This window comes from Micromonospora inaquosa, assembly GCF_003857055.1.
In the GTDB taxonomy this organism is placed as follows: Bacteria; Actinomycetota; Actinomycetes; order Mycobacteriales; family Micromonosporaceae; genus Micromonospora; species Micromonospora inaquosa.
In genome coordinates this window covers 14844-29476 of record NZ_QGSZ01000122.1, presented here as the reverse complement: position 1 = coordinate 29476, position 14633 = coordinate 14844, and the positions used below count along the sequence as shown (strand labels likewise).

Sequence of the window (14633 nt, the reverse complement as noted above, 5' to 3'; positions counted from 1 at the left end):
GACCTCAGGTACGCCCGGGGCCGACGCAGGTCGGCGCCCGGGCGTACCTGAGGTCAGGCGACCGGTTCGCGGGCCGAGTCGGCGTCGCGCTCGGTGCCGGGGGTGACCCGGGGGTCGCCCTCGTCGGCGAAGTAGTCGTCCGGCTCGGTGCCGTCGACGCCTTCCTCGACCTTCGCGGCCCGCAGCGCGAGCGTCACCAGCGCCGCCACTGCCAGGTTGACCGCCACCGCCACGATGCCGACGTAGATCGTCCGGGTGGTGTCGAACCCGAACTCCGACAGCGGGAACGCCGAGCCGCCGAAGTGTTTCCGGGTCGGGCTGGCCACCTGGTAGAGCATCCACATGCCCAACCCCATGCCGACCGCCCAGCCGACGATGAGGCCGGTGCGGTGGAACCAGCGGGTGTAGAGGCCCAGCGCCACCGCCGGCAGCGTCTGCAGGATGATCACGCCGCCGATCAGCTGGAGGTCGATGGAGAACTGCGGGTCGAGGAAGACGATGCAGGCCACCGCGCCGACCTTCACCACCAGGGAGGTGATCTTCGAGACGTTCGCCTCCTGGGCCGGGGAGGCGTCCCGCTTCAGGTACTCCTTGTAGATGTTGCGGGTGAACAGGTTCGCCGCCGCGATCGACATGATCGCCGCCGGCACCAGCGCGCCGATGCCGATCGCCGCGTACGCGACACCGGCGAACCAGTCCGGGAACTGCTGGTCGAACAGCAACGGGACGATGGTGTTGTTGTCCACCGAGCCGGCCGAGTTGCCGGGCAGCGGCTTCACGCCGGCCGCGATGGCCATGTAGCCGAGCAGCGCGATCAACCCGAGCAGCAGGCTGTACGCGGGCAACGCCGACATGTTCCGCTTGATCACGTCGCGGTTCCGGCTGGCCAGCACACCGGTGATGCTGTGCGGGTAGAGGAAGAGCGCCAACGCCGATCCGAGCGCCAACGTCACGTACTGAAGCTGGTTGTTGCCGTTGAGCAGGATGCCGTCGTTCGGGTTGGGCGAGGCGTCGAATTTCGCGTCGGCGGCGGCGAAGATGTCACCCCAGCCGCCCAGTTTGTACGGCAGGTAGACGACCGCCACCAGGATCACGATGTAGATCAGGCTGTCCTTGACGAACGCGATCAGCGCGGGCGCGCGCAACCCCGACTGGTAGGTGTAGGCGGCCAGGATGGCGAACGCGATGATGATCGGCAGGTGCCGGGCCAGCGCGTTGTCGCCGGTGACGCCCATCGTCTTGAGCACCGCCTCGATGCCGACCAGCTGCAACGCGATGTACGGCATGGTGGCGACGATGCCGGTGATCGCGATCAGCAGCGCCAGCACCGGCGAGTCGAACCGGTTGCGGACGAAGTCGGCCGGTGTGACGAACCCGTGCCGGTGCGACACCGACCAGAGCCGCACCAGCACCAGGAAGACCAGCGGGTAGATGACGATGGTGTACGGCACGGCGAAGAACCCGGCCGCGCCGGCACCGAACATCAACGCCGGCACCGCCACGAAGGTGTACGCGGTGTAGAGGTCACCGCCGACCAGGAACCAGGTGATCCAGCCGCCGAAGCTGCGCCCGCCCAACCCCCACTCGTCCAGGTGCGCCATGTCCTTCGGTGCCCGCCACCTGGCGGCCACGAAGCCCATCACGCTCACCAGCAGGAAGAGGAAGGAGAAGACGATGATCTCGGTGAGATGGTCGCGCCACATCAGCGGCCTCCCCGCTTCTTTGTCATCTGGTAGACCAACGTGGTGGTGCCGACGCCGAGCAGGATGAAGGCCAGTTGCAGCCAGTAGAAGCGCGGGAAGCCGAAGACCCGGGGCGAGTCGCCATTGAAGAAGACCGGGACCAGCGGCACCACGATGGGAATGAACAGCAACCAGTTCCAGGGGCTGTGGTCCTTCGCCCTGGTCGGCGCCGTGGTGGTAGGCGCCTCCGGTTCGGGTGCAGCCATCTGACACACCTCCGGGGAGTCGTGGCTCTCGATGTAACGGCCGGAGGCTACGACTCTGTGATGGCGGTCACCTGACCCGTTCGGAGGGTGCTGCGCCGAACGGCTGGCCGCCTGCGCCGAACGGCGCGGGGACCAGCCGAGGTGTGACCGGGCTCAGAGGGCGGCGAGGTGGGCGGTGTCGTTGACCGTCCGCACGGCCACGCCGCCGTCGGGCCACATGTCGAGCACCGAGATGCCGGCCGCGTCCAGGAAGAGCCGGTGCAGGAAACCGTCGCCGGCCGCGAGGGCGTCGCGCAGCACCAGCTTGATCGGCGAGACGTGCGAGACGATCACCACGGTCTCACCGGGGTACGCGGTGAGCAGCCCGGTGATGACACGGCTGGCGCGTTCGGCGACGTGGGTGAACGACTCCCCGCCCGGCGGAGCGATCCGGGGTGAGGCGAGCCAGGCGTCCATCTCCCCCGGCCACTGCTGGCGCACCTCGGCGAAGGTGCGCCCCTCCCACTGGCCGAAGTCGCACTCGATCAGGTCGTCCTCGGTGCGCACCGGCACGTCACCGAGCGCCCCGGCGATCGACGCGGCGGTGGCCGTACACCGGGACAACGGTGAGCTGAGCACGGCCGCGACGGACGGGGCCAGCTCGGCCACCCGGGCGCCGGTGGCTTGGGCCTGGGCCCGGCCACGCTCGGACAGTGGCACGTCGCCGCGCCCGGAGTAGCGCCGCTGTTCCGTGTACGGGGTCTCGCCGTGCCGGACCAGGATCAGCCGGGTGGCGGTGAAGGTCGGCCGTGGCTCCCAGGAGGCCGGCGCGGTCGCCGGGTCACTGCCGGTCGCGGGCTGGCCGGCGGGCTCAGCCGCCGCAGGACGGCCCGGGGACGCGGCCGCCGCAGGACGGGCGGGAGCCGCAGCCGCCGCAGGACGGCCGGCGGCGGCGTCCATGGCGGCGTTGGCGAGGGCGTCGGCGTGCCGGTTCTGCTCGCGCGGGATCCAGCTGAACCGGACCGCGGTGAACCGGCCCACCAGCGCGGCGGCCTGGGCGGCGAGGGGCCGCAGGCCGGGGTGCTTGATCTGCCACCGGCCGCACATCTGCTCGACCACCAGCTTGGAGTCCATCCGGACGTCCACCTCAGCGGCGCCCAGCTCGGCCGCGGCGGTCAACCCGGCGATCAGGCCCTGGTACTCGGCGACGTTGTTGGTGGCCGTGCCGAGCGACTCGGAACGCTCGGCGAGCACCTCGCCGGTCTCCGGGTCGCGCACCACAGCGCCGTAGCCGGCGGGGCCGGGGTTGCCCCGGGACCCACCGTCGGCCTCGACGGAGACCACCCGCGGCGCCACGACCTACAGGCCCGACTCGTTGGTGCGGACCATGATCCGTCGGCAGTCCTCGCAACGGACCACGTCGTCGGGGGCGGCCTTGCGGATCCGGGCCAGGTCGGCGCCGGACAGCTCCAGGCGGCACCCGCCGCAGCGGCCCGCGGTGAGCAGCGCGGCGCCCAACCCGGTGTCCTCGCGGATCTTGTTGTAGAGGTCGACCAGCTCGCTCGGGAGGTCGGCGGCGAGCGGTTGGCGCGCGCCCCGCTTGAACTCCTCATCCTTGGCGATCTCGGCCAGCGCCTCGTCGCGGCGCTGCTCGGTCGCGGCCCGCTTGTCCCGGGTCTCGGCCAGCCGCTGCTCCACGCCGTCCAGTACGCCCTGCGCGGTCTCCCGCTGCTCCATCAGCTCCAGCTCGGCGTCCTCAAGGTCGCCCTGGCGGCGCTTCAGCGAGACCAGTTCGTGCTGGAGCGCCTCCAGCTCGCGGGCCGGGCCGGTGCCGGCGGCAAGCCGGTTCTCGTCCTTCTCCTTGCGGGCCCGGACCTGCTCGACGTCCTTCTCCAACCGGGCGATGTCGCGGTCCAGGTCGTCCACCGCCACCTGCGCTCGGACCCGCTCGTCCTCCATCGACGACAGCTCGCGGGCCAGCGCCTCCAACTCGGCGCGCTCGGCAAGCGAACGCCTGCGGTGGGCGAGCTGGGCGAGGTTGGTGTCGATCGCCTGGAGGTCGAGCAGGCGGCGCTGCACCTGAGGGTCAGCCTTCACGGTCGGGCTCCTTGTCGTCCACAGCGGGTGCGGCGGCGTGCACGGTCCACGGGTCGGTGTCCAGGTCGGACACCAGCGTCTCGACGTCCAGCGCCTCCCGGAGGAGGGCGGCCAGGTCGTCCAGCCACGGTCGTTCGGTCGCCCAGTGGGCGGCGTCGATCAGGGCGGGACCATCGGCGGCGAGGTGCTCGCCGGCCGGGTGGTGCCGCAGGTCGGCGGTGAGGAACGCGTCCACCCCGGCGGCGGTCGCGGCGCCGAGGAAACTGTCCCCCGACCCGCCGCTGACGGCGAGGGTACGAACCATACGCCCGGGATCCCCCGCCGCGCGAACTCCCCAAGACGTGACGGGGAGCACCGCGGCGGCGTGCCGGGTCAGCTCGGCGAGGGTCATCGGCTGGGGCAGCTCGCCGATCCGGCCGAAACCCCTGTCGTCGCCGTGGGCGGGTGACCCGGGCGCGGGCCGTTGAAGTGGGCGCAGACCGGTGAGCCCGAAGCGGGCGGCGAGGGCGTCGGAGACGCCCGGGGAGGCGACGTCGGCGTTGGTGTGCGCCGCGTAGAGCGCCACCCCGGCCCGGATCAACCGGTGGATGATCCGCCCTTTGAAGGTCGTCGCGGCGACCGACGACACCCCGCGCAGCAGCAGCGGATGGTGCGCGACGATCATGTCCGCGTCGGCGACGAGCGCCTCGTCGACCGTCTCGGGCACCACATCCACCACGCACAGCACCCGGCGGACCGGGGTGGCCGGCTCGCCGAGCACCAGGCCCACCCGGTCCCACTCCTGCGCCCAGACCGGCGGAAACCGCCGTTCCAGCTCGGCCACCACGTCGCTGACGGTGGGGGTGGATCCGCTTGTGCTCACGGCGGGCCAGCTTACCGGCGTGGCGGCCCCCGGGACGGTGACACCCGGCCCGGCCGCGTCGGGCGGAAGATCTGCCGGACGCGCTAGGCCGCACTCCAGGAGACGGTCTGGAGCGCGGCCAACGGCATCGCCCAGGGGAAGGCGTGCATGTGCTGTTCCCCCATTCCGGGCGGATGCAGCGCGATCACATCGTCGCCGAAGAGCACCGTGACGCCCCACTCGGCCAACCGGGCCACCCCGGCCCGAAACGCCGGGTGGCAGGCCATCGCCGCGTTGGTGTACGGCACCGCCACGATGGGGACGCCCTTGCCCTGGGCCTCGACCAACAGCCCGAGCGCCAAGGTGTCGGTGATGCCGGCCGCCCACTTGTTGACCGTGTTGACGGTGGCCGGGCAGACGATCATGGCGTCGGCGGGCGGTAACACGTCCGGGTCACCGGGATTCTTGTAGTGCATTCGCACCGGGTGGCCGGTCTGCCGAATCAGGGCCGACTGGTCGACGAACTTCGCGCCGTCCGGCGTGGTGATCACGCAGACGTCCCAACCGTCCTGTTGGGCGAGGTCGACCAGACGACCGACGTGCCGTGCCAGCGGCGAACCGCAGGCGATGACGTAGAGCACCTCGCGGTGCCCGCTGTTGCGCGCTGTACCGGCCATCAGACCGGCTCCGCGCTCATACCCCTACTCCCATGTGCTCAGCCAACTCCGCTACCGGAGAAGGCGGCGCACCACGTGTGCGACGGAGGATGTCGGACATCACCTCGTGCGCGATCGGCCGGCAGCGGATCTCCGACGGGGCGAGCCGATCACCGAGCAGCAGCATCTCGCCGGCGTTCGCCACGTCACCTATCTGGGCGTAGCCGCGGGCGATGTCGAGCAGGTGGTGGGCGCGGCGCTCGGGCAACAGCGCGTTGAAGGCGGGCTCCGCGATGCGCAGCTGGTGCACCTCCACGGCCCGCCCCCCGTCGCCCAACTCCACAGCGGCGGCGGCCCGGTGCAGCTCGACGTTGGTCGGGCCGAACGACGTCCAGTAGTGGTTGTGGTCGCCGCCGAGCAGGGTGGCCGCCTCCTGCGCGCAGTTGATCAGATCGTCGACGCTGGCCGAGTCGCCGATCCGGGACGCGGCCATCGCGCCCTGCAGCAGCAGCATCCCGTAGACGGAGAGGCGGGCCGGGGAGACCTCGTTGCTCCCACCCGGTGCCAGCCGGTTGGCGATCTGGACGTTCAGCTCCAGCGCGGGACGGGCCCGCCCCATCGCGACCAGGGCGTTGCACACCCGGGTGGTGGCGATCCCGGCCAGCAGCGGGTCGTCGGCCCGCTGGGCCACCGCCATCGACCGGTCGGCGGCCAACCAGGCCAGCTCGCACTCGCCGAGCTTGCGCAGCACCGAGGAGGCGATCTGGTAGACCTGACCGAGCAGGTGGGCCGCCTCGGGGGCCTGCTCGCCGCCGTAGGCGGCGTCGGCCGCCTGGGCGTCGCGCAGCAGCTTGGGCAGCGCCCGGGTGAGCATCCCGTAGCGGCCGTACTGGTAGGTGAGCCAGGCGTGGTTGACGGCCTTGCGCATGTCGTCCATCGGCGGCGGGAACGGCACCGCGTCGAAGTACGCGCTCATCGAGTCGTAGCGTTCCAGCGCCGCCCGGATCTCCTGCACCTCGACCTGGTCGATGCAGTTGAGGGCGTCGGCGCGGCGCTCCGGGTCCTTGCCCAGCAGCAGCTGGACGTCCATCTGGAGGATGTCGGCGATCTCGTAGAGGACGGAGAACTTGTCCAACCGGCGGACGCCGCGTTCGACCTTGTCCACCCAGCTCTTGGACTTGCCCAGCCGGTCCGCGAAGACCTGCTGCGACATCTTGCGGCGCCCCCGCCAGTAGGCCACTCGCCGTCCTATGGGTAGCTCGTCCATCTCCCCATCCTCCCCTGCCACCGACGACCAATCGAGTCGGGGCGATGTCCGCGGGCCTGACGGCTGCTGTTCACTTTCAGGTTTTCGCTGGTCGCACAGGATGTACGTCAGCCGTACAGCTGGTCCTCGTACTTTTCGTGCAAGTTGCACGAGCCGTTCGTCAACCTCAACGATCGTGGGTTACGGCAGTGACGGTGCTCGACATGCGACCTGGCGAACGCCGGGACCGACGAGAGGAGTTGGCACACATGTGGGGGAATGTCGGACCGCGCGTCGCCGAGCTGTCGCCACTGGAACGGGTCCGGCTGCGCCGGGTCGCGATCCGGTACGCCGTACACGGCTGGCAGGTCACGCCCGGTGCCTGTCTGGCCCGCAGCCGCTTCGTCTGCGGCCGGGCCGGCTGCCCCACAGTGGGCTGCCATCCCGCCCTGGAGGACTGGGAGCTGGCCGCCAGCGCCGACCCGGCCCGGGTGGCCACCTGGTGGCGGAGCCGCCCGCACGGGGTGCTGCTGCCCACCGGTCGGGCCTTCGACGTGCTGGAGGTGCCCGCCCACCTCGGCCGGCACGTGCTCGACGCGGTCCAGATCCACCCGGCCGGCACCGGCGTACGCGGACCGGTGCTGGTCACGCCCACCGGGCGGTGGATGTTCCTGGTCCGCCCCGGCGACCCGCTCCGGCCGGAGTTGGAGCACTGCTTCCACGTGGTCCGGCATGGGCCGGGCTCGTGGATCCCCGCGCCACCCACCCGGCTGCCGGAGGGCACCGTCCGCTGGGCGGTCGCCCCGGAGCAGGCCCGCTGGCAACTGCCGGATTCGTACCTCGTGCAGAACACGTTGATCGGGGCGCTGCGCGCCGCCGGGGTGACGCTCGCCCCCGACCTGCTCCCCGGTCACCTGCCGCTGCCCCGACGAGGCATGTGAAACAGGCCCGCTCGACGATTCGATCCGGTGGCCGACAGCGTCGTCGGGACGCCGGTCCTCGTTGACAGGGGGACGGTGCGAACGCGCGCCACGAACGGGGGAACGATGTCCACCAACGACAGGGTGCCTCATCCCGGCGGCACCGAGCCGCCCCGGCGCAGCCACCCACGGCACCGCTGGGCCGGCACCCGGCCGTCCGGCTCCCGCCCCGGCCGGCCACGCCCCACCGGCACCCGCCCAGCCGGCACCCACCGCCCGCTCCGCTAGCCGGTCAGCGGCAGATCGACGGAGTGGTACTGGCGGGCGTTGTCGGTTATCGCCGCGTGGGTGTGATCGTCCAGGCGGGCCAACCAACCGAGGCCGGGGGTGCCCATGGCCAGGGCGGCGGTGGCGTACGCGTCGGCCACCCCGAGGTCGGTGCCGACCACTGTCACCGAACGCAGCCCGCCGGCCGGCGCTCCCCGGCGCGGGTCCAACACGTGCCGGCCCCGCTCGTAAACGCCGGACGTGGCCACGGCCAGGTCGGTGCCGGTAAGCACCAGGCAGGCCGCCATCGCGTCCCACGGGTGCCGGATGCCGATGCGCCACGGTTCCCCGGACGGCGACCGACCCCGCACCCGCACGTCACCGCCGGCGTTCACGCAGTGGTTGACGGCACCGGCGGCGACGAGGCGGTCCGATGCGACCTGAGCCGCCCAGCCCTTGACGAAGCCGGACGGGTCGAGCCGACCCGTGGCGTACGCGTCGAAGAACCCGTCGGTGGCGCCCCACAGGTCGGCGCAGGTCTCCAACACGTACCGCAGGTCCGCGGACGCTTCGGAGAGCAGCACCTCACCCCGGTCGAAGCGGCACACCTCGCTCGCCGGCTGGTAGGTGCTGAACCGCGCGTCCACCTCGTGCATCCAGGCGAAGACCTCGTCCGCCAGCTCCCGCAGCGTCGCCGGGGGCAGATCGTCGGCGAGGTCCACTGTGATGGCCGTACCCATGATCTGTTCGACCCGGCACAGCCCGGGTCGGGTCAGCGTGGCCCGCACGTCAGATGGCCTGCTCGATGGCGGAGCGCAGCGACTGCTTGTATGAGTTGCTGGTCTCGGTGGCCCCGGAAACGGTGTTGAGGTTCGCGTTCTGCTTCTGCACCACCTCGCCGCCGCTGCCGTCGTAGCGGTCGCGGACGTCGCCGCTGTGGATGTCGGATTCGCCCCCGCTCGGCAGCGACAGCGCGACGGCCTCGACGATCCGGTTACCCGAGACGACGATCTGCACCTGCACGTACCCGTACTCGTTGTCGAAGCCGTTGCCGGTGACCCGGCGCGTGGTCGGCTGGGGCGCCTTGGTGGTGCGCGGCGCGCTGGGGGCCTTGGTGGTCTTGGTGGTCGACGGGCGGGCGGTGGTCTTGCCGGGCTTGGGCGACACCGGCGAGTCGGCGCTCTTGGACGGCGTCGGCTCGCCGTCCGCCGGGTCGGTGCCCGGCGCGTTCGGGTCGGCGCTCGGCTCGACCTCCTGCGGGGTGGGATTGACCGGCTGGGCGGTCGGCAGGTTCTGGGCGACCTGGGTGGCGGCCGGCGAGCCCTTGAACACCACCAGCGCGGTGGTGCTGGCGGCCAGGCCGGTGATCGCGAGGAACACGCGACGCATGGGTATGCCCTTCCTACAGCTCGAACGTGGCCAGGTGGATCTGCCGTCGGGGCACTCCGGCCCGCCGCAGCGCACGCACCGACTGTTCCACCAGTCCGGGTGGCCCGCACAGGTAGACGTCGCGTCGGGCCACGTCGGGCACCAGTTGGCGCAGCCCGTCCGGGCTCATCAGCTGCCGGGGGCCGGGGTCGTCGCGGGAACCGATGACGTACCAGACCGAGGTGTCGCGCTCCTGGGCCAGCCAGTCCAACTCGCGGCTGAGCAGCACGTCGGCCGGGGTGCGGGCCCGGTAGATCAGCGCGGCGCCCGGCGGCAGTTCCTCCAGCATCGCCCGGATCGGTGTGATGCCGCTGCCACCGGCGATCAGCAACGCCCGCTCGCGCAGCCGGTGCGCGGCGGTGAAGGTGCCCGAGGGGCCTTCGGCCCAGACCCGGGTGCCCGGGTCCAGGTCGCGCAGGTCGGCGGTGTGGGTGCCGACCACCTTGACGGTGACCCGCAGCCAGCGGCCGTTGGCGGCGGCGGAGACGGAGAACGGGTGCGACTGCCACCAGCAGCCCCGGGTGAGGAACCGCCAGCGGAAGTGTTGGCCGCCGAGCATCGCCAGCCGACCCAGCCGCTCCCCGGTGAGGTAGATGGAAATGGTGTCGGTGCTCTCGGCGACCACGTCGGCGACCCGCAGCCGGTAGCGCAGGTTGAACGCCAACGGCGCGATCACCCGACCCCAGAGCAGGGCGGCGACCACCAGGAGGTAGAGCGCGATCCAGCCGGTGCGCACCGGGCCGGGCTTGTACAGCTGCGCGCCGTGGGTGAACTGGTGGCCGAAACCGAGCAGCAGGATCAGGTAGCTGGACAGGTGCAGCAGGTGCCACAGCTCGTACGGCAACGCCCGCCGGATCGCCCGGATGCTGCTGAACCCGACAAGCATCATGACGCCGGTGGCGACGAACGCCGAGACCATGTCCTCGTAGTCGCCGAGCAGCGTGCCGACCTCCGCGAGGACCGACTGGTTACGCAGGTCGGCGTAGCCGACGAGGATCAGCGACATGTGCGCCAGCACGGTGACCAGCAGGGTGGCACCGATGTCCCGGTGCCAGCGGGCCGTCTGCTCGCCGCCGATCCACCGTTCCAGCACCGGCAGGCGGCTCATCATCAGCACCTGCACCAGCAGCAGGTAGCCGGCGACCAGGCCGGTGATCCGGCCGGCCGCGGTGACGGTGGCCGCGGTGCTCCGCAACGATCCGGCCGGGGTGCCCAACCACCACGGGAGCACGGCGGCGAGCAGACCGACCAGGAGCAGCACGCCCAGCAGCCGTCGGCCGCCGGGTCCGCGCCGGGCCGGCACCTGCGGGGGTACGGGCGCAGCCGACCGGCCGCCGTGCCGGGACGAGGTCCCGGTGCGGCGGCCGGTGGCGTGGGTGTGCGGGTACGTCACGCGTACAGCTTCATCGGGGCGTACTTCTGGCGGGGGAAGACCTTGTCGACCTCCGCGTTGGTGAGCCCGAACCGGCCCTGCGCCACAGCGCCGTAGACGTTGAACATGTTGTTGTATTCCGGCACGTCACCGGAGTCCAGCTTGTCCAGGCCGTTCCAGGTGCCGAGCAGCGAACCGGCCAGCTTCTTGCCGGAGAGCAGGGTGACCACGCCGCCGTGCCCGTGGTCGGTGCCGCCGGTGTTGGAGCCGACCCGCCGGCCGAACTCGCTCGACACCATGATCGTGACGTCGGCGGCCTGCGGGCCGAGGTCGGTGAAGAACGCGGCCATCGCGTTGGCCAGTTCGTTCAACCGGCGGTGCAGCTGGCCGCCCTCGCGGGTGCCCTGGTTCTCGTGGGTGTCGTAGCCACCCATGCCGACAGTGGCGACCCGCACGTTGGCGCCGCCCTTGATCAGCTGGGCGAGCTGCTGGAACGCGTTGCCGACGCCCTCGTACTTGACGCCCTCGGCGGGCTGGTACGGCTTCGCGGCGAGCTTCTGGGCGGTGGCCAACGCGCCCATGCCCTCCTGCACGGCCTCCTCGACCGGGTGGTTGATCCCGGTGAAGAGGCCCTTGATGGCCTTCTCGGTGGCGGCACGGAACCGCTCCTCACCGTTGAGCCGCAGCGAGCCGACCCTGTTCAGCGAGAGCGCGCCGTTGTTGCCGACCAACGAGCGGGGCAGCGTGCTGCCGACGCCGACGCTGCGGAACGCGGTGCCCTTGCCGAGGTTGTCGACGAGCCCGTCGAGCCAACCCCGGCCGCCGGTCTCGTTGGGCAACCCGCCCAGGTTGCAGGCGTCCGCGGCCTGGAAGTGGCTGCGGGACAGCCGCTCGTCCGAGACCGCCGGGATGAAGCCCAGCTGACCGGCCGCGAGCCACTTCTCCAGCGGCTTGAACGCGCTGGTCAGCTTGAAGCCGCGACCCAGGGCCAGCGAGTCGTTTCCGAGCAGCAGGTCGGGGCGGGCCTTGGCGAGCACCGGGTCGTTGTCCGGAGCGACGAGGCTCAGCCCGTCCAGCCCGCCGTAGAGGAAGACGTGGATCAGGGTGCCGGTCTTGGTCGCCGCGAACGACGCCGAGGTGGTGACGAACTGGGCGGTGGCCAGCGCGGTCGCGGTGGCCGCGGCACCGGCGACGAAGGTCCGCCGGGTCACGCCCCGCCCGTCCTGCTGGGCCTCCTCCAGGTCCTCCAGGGTGCGGTACCTGTCGAACTCGGCGGCGTTCTCGGCGGCGACGATGTCGGCCTCGGCGCGCAGCAACGCCTCGGCCGGGTTGTCGGCCAGCCGTCGCACGTCCGGGCATTCGGGGTGCAGGGGGAAAGAGTTGTACACAGTCTTCTCCATCGGGTGCCTCACCGGAGGTGGTGCTGGGGGGAAGCGAGGATCGCCCGCGCGACGGCGGTGATGGCCCCGTTGAACGTGGCGTCGACCTTGGCGGTCGCCGACACACCGGCCACGCCGAGGATGAGGTTCTTCTCCCGCGTGCTCAACTTCTGGCCCACCAACCGCTGGGAGAGCGCGTCCACGTACGCCCCGGCCGTCGCCGGCGGCTTGCCGACCAGCTTCTCCGGCGGCGTGTGCGTGAAGGTGGTGCGGTAGCCGGCGAGGATCTCGCCCGCCTCGTTCCAGCCGTTGACCATGGTGCCGGCCGAGGTCCAGGCGACGTACACGTCCGGGTAGCCGTCCGGGGTGGGCTGACCCATCGGGTAGTGACCCAACTCGCGCAGCTTGTCGTTGATCTGGCGCAGCCCCCGGGCGTACGGGGTGCGCTTGCTGTCGCCGTTGTTGTGCTTCGGCGACGCCTCGGGCGAGACGCCCAGGGTGCGGTACGTGGCGACCAGGTACTCCATCGGCCGGCGCACCTTCTGGCCCACACCGGCCCAGAACTCCGAGGAGCAGAAGAGCGTCATCAGGACCGGCTTGATCATGCCCTTGTTGGTGGTGTACGTCTTGGCCAGCCGGTCCACCAGGGACTTCGGCGGGGTGTCCGAGACGAACCGGGTGGCCAGGCTCTGCGCCACGTACTTCGCGGTCGACGGGTGCGTCGCGATGTAGGTGATGTACGCGTCGATCGCCGCTTCGGCCTTCTTGGGGTCGGCCGAGTTGTTGGCGTGGGTGAAGCCGAGGATCTTCACCTTGCCGACGTAGTGCTGCTCGGGCCGGAAGACGTACTTGCCGTCCTGGACGCCACGGCCGGTCTGGAGCATGGCGGCCTGCCGGACGTCCGGCTCCTTGTAGCCACCGTCGACGCCGACCGAGTAGAGCTCGAGGTTCTCCCGGGCGAGGTTCTCGTTGATCGCGTCCTTGCGGGAGTCCTTCTGGTTCAGGTAGATCAGCAGCGCGGGGTGCTTGTTCGCGGCGACCAGCATCTCCGGGTAGCTGCCCAGGGCGTGCTTGCGCACGACGTCCTGGTCGAACGAGTTGCGGTACACCTCGCCGCCGTCGAAGTCCGCGGCGACGTGCAGGAAGTCGTTCCAGAAGTCGACCATCACCTCGAACAGCTGGCGCTTGGACCAGATCTGCCGGGCGATGGTGGCGTCGATCATCTCCTGCTCCGGCTGGGCGCCCTGATCGTTGAGCTTGTCCCGCTGGTCGCGCAGTTGCTGCGCGGAGAGCTTCTGGGTCGGCAGCTCGGCGAGCTTCAGTTCGCCCTTGCTCGGCTCCAACTTGTCCGGGTCCAACTGGGCGCGGATCCAGGCGTCCATGCCCTCGCGCTTGATGTCGGCGATCAGCGCGGGCGTCACTCCGAAGGTGGCCCGCCGGGCCAGGTGCAGGATCGGGTCCTTGGCCAGCACCGTCTTTACTGTCACCGTGGTCGCCGCCGCGGCCGCGGCCGGGCCGGAGAAGGTGCGCCCACCGGCCGGCGCGTTCTTCTTCAGCGCCGCACCGGCGCGGGAGCCCATGTAGCTCTCGTTCTGCTCGGTGTAGGTGCGCACCGTGCTGGGCTGCTGGCCGCTGGGCCGCGCCGCGGTGCCGTCGGTCACCGTGCTGCCGGTCGCGTCGCCAGCCGCCGCCTCGCCACCGAAGAGGCCACGGAACTGCGGGGTCATGGCGAGCGCCGCGCCACCGGCGACGACGGCGGCGGTGCCGCCGAGGGCCACCATCGCCTTGCGTCGGCCGACCTTGCGATCCGGCTCGTCGTCATCGTCGAGGGTGGGCAGTCCGGTGCCGGCCGGACGGGCCGGGGCCGGACGGCCAAGGCCCTCCGGGCCGATCCACTGCGGACTGCGCGGGGCGGGTGCGGGCTGGCCGGCGTACTGCCCACGCGGGTCGGCCGGCGCGGCGTAGCCGCCCTGCTGCGGGTGGGGCGAGTCGTAGCCGTATGGCGCGGGCGGGTGGGGGTCGCCGTAGCCGTCAGCGCTGTGGTGCTGGTGTCCGTCCCAACCGCGGTCGTCCCGCGGTCGACGTGGTGGCACATTCTGGTCGGCCATGTACCAATCCCAATTTCTGATGAGCGCCGGAAGCTGCTACCAGGCAGGTGCGGCAGGTGCGGCGACTGTTGCCTGAGGGGGTTGCTACGGCAAAGTAACCAAGGCCCCAGGGCCCTTCAAGGCGGTCGCAACACGCTCGTGAGGGCACTTAAGACACCGTTCAGCGCGGCCTCGTCGGCGGGCGGTGCGGCGGATCGGACCGCAGACTCTCCCAGCAGGGCGTACGCGCGCCAGCAAAACACGGATCGGACCACGCCGCCGTACCCGACACTTTCGGCGTCGTTCCCCACCAAAGGCAAATTTAAGGTCGGGGTAAGCCGGACATGAAGCGCGTTCGCGCGGAGCAAAAGTAGCAGCAGCGGGCGAGCGTGAGCCGCCACCGCAGCGGGTAT

13 protein-coding genes are annotated in these 14633 nt (G+C 71.2%); 1 reads left to right on the top strand and 12 read right to left on the bottom strand.

Annotated elements, in window-relative coordinates:
- Positions 1-53: 53 nt before the first annotated feature.
- From mctP to DLJ59_RS03195, 7 genes are all read right to left on the bottom strand, one after another.
- A complete protein-coding gene (gene mctP, locus DLJ59_RS03225) occupies positions 54-1703 on the bottom strand; it encodes a monocarboxylate uptake permease MctP (protein ID WP_124771018.1) in 1650 nt (549 codons plus the stop codon).
- A complete protein-coding gene (locus tag DLJ59_RS03220; RefSeq protein WP_124771017.1) occupies positions 1703-1948 on the bottom strand; it encodes a DUF3311 domain-containing protein in 246 nt (81 codons plus the stop codon). The genes mctP and DLJ59_RS03220 overlap by 1 nt, the downstream gene beginning before the upstream one ends.
- Before the next feature lie 153 nt (positions 1949-2101).
- Entirely contained in the window at positions 2102-3283 is a 1182-nt protein-coding gene (locus DLJ59_RS03215; protein WP_124771016.1) for a bifunctional RNase H/acid phosphatase, read from the bottom strand.
- 3 nt (positions 3284-3286) lie between these two features.
- Positions 3287-4024: a zinc ribbon domain-containing protein gene (locus tag DLJ59_RS03210; RefSeq protein WP_124771015.1), complete on the bottom strand. Its 738-nt coding sequence runs from the start codon at positions 4022-4024 to the stop codon at positions 3287-3289.
- Positions 4014-4850, bottom strand: coding sequence for a Nif3-like dinuclear metal center hexameric protein (locus tag DLJ59_RS03205; RefSeq protein ID WP_425271382.1), 837 nt, complete (start codon positions 4848-4850; stop codon positions 4014-4016). The genes DLJ59_RS03210 and DLJ59_RS03205 overlap by 11 nt, the downstream gene beginning before the upstream one ends.
- 119 nt (positions 4851-4969) lie before the next feature.
- Positions 4970-5542, bottom strand: a complete 573-nt coding sequence (locus DLJ59_RS03200) for a flavoprotein (RefSeq protein ID WP_124771013.1) — start codon at positions 5540-5542, stop codon at positions 4970-4972.
- 16 nt (positions 5543-5558) lie between these two features.
- Positions 5559-6788, bottom strand: coding sequence for a helix-turn-helix domain-containing protein (locus DLJ59_RS03195; RefSeq protein ID WP_124771012.1), 1230 nt, complete (start codon positions 6786-6788; stop codon positions 5559-5561).
- 248 nt (positions 6789-7036) lie between these two features.
- Between DLJ59_RS03195 and DLJ59_RS03190 the strand changes: the two genes are divergently transcribed.
- A complete protein-coding gene (locus DLJ59_RS03190) occupies positions 7037-7708 on the top strand; it encodes a bifunctional DNA primase/polymerase (RefSeq protein WP_124771021.1) in 672 nt (223 codons plus the stop codon).
- A gap of 263 nt (positions 7709-7971) precedes the next feature.
- On the opposite strand, the gene DLJ59_RS03185 is transcribed toward DLJ59_RS03190, so the two are convergent.
- Genes DLJ59_RS03185 through DLJ59_RS03165 form a run of 5 tightly spaced genes read right to left on the bottom strand, consistent with a single transcriptional unit; the run spans position 7972 to position 14241 of the window.
- Entirely contained in the window at positions 7972-8694 is a 723-nt protein-coding gene (locus tag DLJ59_RS03185) for an FAD:protein FMN transferase (protein ID WP_124771020.1), read from the bottom strand.
- Between the two features lie 49 nt (positions 8695-8743).
- The gene (locus DLJ59_RS03180; protein ID WP_124771011.1) at positions 8744-9343 is read right to left on the bottom strand and encodes an FMN-binding protein; all 600 of its coding nucleotides are present in this window, start codon (positions 9341-9343) and stop codon (positions 8744-8746) included.
- 13 nt (positions 9344-9356) lie between these two features.
- Positions 9357-10775 (bottom strand): ferredoxin reductase family protein, encoded by a 1419-nt coding sequence (locus DLJ59_RS03175; RefSeq protein ID WP_124771010.1) that lies wholly within the window; start codon positions 10773-10775, stop codon positions 9357-9359.
- Complete coding sequence (locus DLJ59_RS03170; RefSeq protein ID WP_124771009.1) at positions 10772-12154, bottom strand: DUF1501 domain-containing protein; 1383 nt, start codon at positions 12152-12154, stop codon at positions 10772-10774. The genes DLJ59_RS03175 and DLJ59_RS03170 overlap by 4 nt, the downstream gene beginning before the upstream one ends.
- An 8-nt stretch (positions 12155-12162) precedes the next feature.
- Positions 12163-14241, bottom strand: a complete 2079-nt coding sequence (locus tag DLJ59_RS03165; protein ID WP_124771008.1) for a DUF1800 domain-containing protein — start codon at positions 14239-14241, stop codon at positions 12163-12165.
- Between the last annotated feature and the right edge of the window lie 392 nt (positions 14242-14633).

Coding starts and splice junctions, on each gene's coding strand:
- DLJ59_RS03165 (WP_124771008.1), bottom strand. CDS start 14,241: ATGGCCGACCAGAATGTGCCACCACGTCGACCGCGGGACGACCGCGGT.
- DLJ59_RS03195 (WP_124771012.1), bottom strand. CDS start 6,788: ATGGACGAGCTACCCATAGGACGGCGAGTGGCCTACTGGCGGGGGCGC.
- DLJ59_RS03180 (WP_124771011.1), bottom strand. CDS start 9,343: ATGCGTCGCGTGTTCCTCGCGATCACCGGCCTGGCCGCCAGCACCACC.
- DLJ59_RS03170 (WP_124771009.1), bottom strand. CDS start 12,154: ATGGAGAAGACTGTGTACAACTCTTTCCCCCTGCACCCCGAATGCCCG.
- DLJ59_RS03190 (WP_124771021.1), top strand. CDS start 7,037: ATGTGGGGGAATGTCGGACCGCGCGTCGCCGAGCTGTCGCCACTGGAA.
- DLJ59_RS03185 (WP_124771020.1), bottom strand. CDS start 8,694: ATGGGTACGGCCATCACAGTGGACCTCGCCGACGATCTGCCCCCGGCG.
- DLJ59_RS03200 (WP_124771013.1), bottom strand. CDS start 5,542: ATGGCCGGTACAGCGCGCAACAGCGGGCACCGCGAGGTGCTCTACGTC.
- mctP (WP_124771018.1), bottom strand. CDS start 1,703: ATGTGGCGCGACCATCTCACCGAGATCATCGTCTTCTCCTTCCTCTTC.
- DLJ59_RS03220 (WP_124771017.1), bottom strand. CDS start 1,948: ATGGCTGCACCCGAACCGGAGGCGCCTACCACCACGGCGCCGACCAGG.